Genomic DNA, 446 nt, shown 5'->3' on the forward strand with positions numbered 1-446 from the left:
AGCGCATTTTCACGCACTAATGTTTGCTCCAGCAGGTTAGCTGCGTGCTCACCTGATTCTTGCTCGTGGACTTCATGGCCCACTATTTTTCTGCTGTATATATCTTCGAGCATATACAGATAGTAAAACTGACCACGTACCGTGCTCGGCAGATAGGTAATATCCCAACAAAACACCTGACAAGGTCCCGTTGCTGTGTATGTTGTTGGAAGAGGTACCCCATAAGATGGAGCGCTTCGACCTCGGTGATGCAACTGACCATTTGCCTTGAGTACTCTGTAAAATGTTGACTCCGAAGCATAATATTCGCCTCTATCCAATAACGCCGGGACAATTTGTGATGGCGGTAAACTGGCGAATTCCGGCAAATTACAAACAGCCAGGATAGTGTCTATTTCCCCTGAACTGAGCTTGTTTGACGGTGCTGGTCGAATGGCATCAAGCCG

At 47.3% G+C, this 446-nt stretch carries 1 pseudogene; it reads right to left on the bottom strand.

The annotated features are described in order from the left end of the window. Positions 1-446: pseudogene (locus CWB99_RS24730) on the bottom strand (IS3 family transposase); the annotation flags it as partial.

Source organism: Pseudoalteromonas rubra (assembly GCF_005887095.1).
GTDB classification, from domain to species: domain Bacteria; phylum Pseudomonadota; class Gammaproteobacteria; order Enterobacterales; family Alteromonadaceae; genus Pseudoalteromonas; species Pseudoalteromonas rubra_E.